The 2025-nt window shown below is 52.0% G+C and carries 4 protein-coding genes; 1 reads left to right on the forward strand and 3 read right to left on the reverse strand.

The annotated features are described in order from the left end of the window. Positions 1 to 788, reverse strand: a 788-nt coding sequence (locus Q8O71_04270) for a hypothetical protein (protein ID MDP2705576.1), incomplete at its 3' end; no start/stop codon positions are given. Between the two features lie 376 nt (positions 789 to 1164). Between Q8O71_04270 and Q8O71_04275 the strand changes: the two genes are divergently transcribed. Beyond that, positions 1165 to 1323 (forward strand): hypothetical protein, encoded by a 159-nt coding sequence (locus Q8O71_04275; GenBank protein ID MDP2705577.1) that lies wholly within the window; start codon positions 1165 to 1167, stop codon positions 1321 to 1323. Positions 1324 to 1384: 61 nt separating this feature from the next. On the opposite strand, the gene Q8O71_04280 is transcribed toward Q8O71_04275, so the two are convergent. Both Q8O71_04280 and Q8O71_04285 read right to left on the reverse strand, forming a co-directional pair. After that, positions 1385 to 1648 carry a hypothetical protein gene (locus tag Q8O71_04280; GenBank protein ID MDP2705578.1) on the reverse strand — a complete coding sequence of 88 codons (264 nt, stop codon included), beginning with the start codon at positions 1646 to 1648 and terminating at the stop codon, positions 1385 to 1387. Between the two features lie 49 nt (positions 1649 to 1697). Continuing rightward, positions 1698 to 2025 (reverse strand): hypothetical protein (locus Q8O71_04285; protein MDP2705579.1); only part of this gene is annotated, 328 nt, incomplete at its 5' end.

Consider the following 2025-nt stretch of genomic DNA (forward strand, 5'->3'; position numbering starts at 1 on the left):
CCTTTTTTTCGCGTTCTATTCCCATCCTCATCCTGGTCCTCGAACTCTTTCACAATGTACTTGATCAAGTAGGAAGTGACCGACCGTTGAGTCACCGCACAACGAGATTGAACATCGACGTTTCCTTGAGCTATGCCGACGACTTTCCACCAAGCATCGCGGAGGACTTTCACGTCGTAAAACCCATGAACGGCAAAGTGAAAATGATAACCTCCGTCGTTCTCGCCGCCGCCGTGATGAATTTCTAAAACCAAAACGAGACGGAACTGTGGATAAATTTTTCTCACGAGCCGCTCAAACTTGTAAAGGTCTTTCAAGACCAAACCGCGATCCGAATGTTTTCCCCGATAGTTACCTGTCCACATATGATCCAAGCCATAATACTTCACCATCCGCCGAATCTCGCGACGCGCCCGCGCAGCCTCAATTTTCTCCTTTTCTTCTTCGGTTGAGACCCGACCTTGACCGCCTCTTTGTGGACGATGACAGCCGCTTATTTCCATGTCACCGTCGGGATAAGACACAATCGAAACATGAGTTGAGGCAATTATGCCCGCTGTAGGTTCGTGCACCTGGCGGAACTGATCGCGCCCTACGGTTACGAAACGTTCGTTGTTCAAGACTAAAGAGGGAACATTGACAAGAACGTCAGAAAGCAGCGGAGGCAAGACACCACTGCGAGGCACGCGCAAGCCAGGCACAACACGAAGCTTGACGCTTCCGTGCGGCAACGCAGCCGGACGCAATGACCCCGAGGCGAAATCTTCTAGCGCGACGTAGTCAGGCACTGCCCTGGCCGATCGGCCTAGGGTATGGTGGATTTATTTCTTGAGAGTGTAGCTTCGAATCCAAACTACTTCCATCCTTAAGCAGGATGAAGCTATCACAAAAAGGACCATAAACACAAGCGCCCCATCAACCGTGTGCTTAAGGCGGTAGTGAGGCGTCAGCCAGTGGGCGCTTGCGGGGTGGCGGTGAGGCTACCCGAAACCATCTTAGCAGCGATCACCCGATCGAGCAACCGCCCCGCCATCGGAGCGCAAGCGGCGCGCCGGCGCAACGCCGTCACTTCGCCTGCTATCCATAAGGTAGCCTCATCTATTCGGATCTCCTTTGACCTAATCTGTGAAGGTCAAAGGATTTTCTTTTAAAAAGGAAGGCCCTATGAACTACGATCGTTTGATGGAAATCGTCAGCAGCTACGAGGTAATCAGCAGCAGTAAAGACCTGACCCCTCAACAGGTTCGAGACCAGGTGAAACGCGAAACTAAGTGCAACGACGCCGAGTTTGACCACGTCCTCAAGGAAGTTTTTCAACAGTAGCAGCCCGGAGGCCGGTGCGCTCCGGTGGGACTCCCCCACCTACACGCACCGGCCCGGCGCCTTACTGAATTGACGTACGTTCCGGCAAACTGTCTTCGCTCTGTAACTGTCTCTCAAGATCGTCCACGTTGACTTTCGACAAGCAGCACTCGCAACTTATCATCACGACCACGCCGTCCGAATCGGAAAAAGTCAAAACTTTATGACCGAGCATTAAGTGCCCTTCAATGATCGCCGACAAACTCAGGTTGACCTTTTCCCGAAATTCTCTTAAGCACTTTTCCCATTCGCCCATGCCCTTCGCTTTACGTTGACTCAACCTCATCACCCCCCTCCACAACACAACGTTCAAGACCTGACCCTTTTTCACGTCACTAACGAAAAGTTCGTAACATGAACTGAAGACCATCTTCCGACCGCCACTCAAAGACAACAAGCTTTCCCGTCGCAAGAACCATGTAAGCTTTTAACGACGCTTCGCGATCGCTACCCCGACCACCGCAAAAGACCTGACCCTTGACAGGCACCTCGAGACCTTGCGATCGCCGGTAACGATGCCAGCCTTTTTTTCGCGTTCTATTCCCATCCTCATCCTGGTCCTCGAACTCTTTCACAATGTACTTGATCAAGTAGGAAGTGACCGACCGTTGAGTCACCGCACAACGAGATTGAACATCGACGTTTCCTTGAGCTATGCCGACG

The organism is bacterium (assembly GCA_030690305.1).
Lineage (GTDB): Bacteria > Patescibacteriota > Minisyncoccia > Phycocordibacterales > JAGLPS01 > JBBUCK01.

What these genes read in the sequence shown, in the direction of transcription:
- Q8O71_04275 (MDP2705577.1), top strand. Translation starts at nt 1,165, where the DNA reads ATGAACTACGATCGTTTGATGGAAATCGTCAGCAGCTACGAGGTAATC.
- Q8O71_04280 (MDP2705578.1), bottom strand. Translation starts at nt 1,648, where the DNA reads ATGAGGTTGAGTCAACGTAAAGCGAAGGGCATGGGCGAATGGGAAAAG.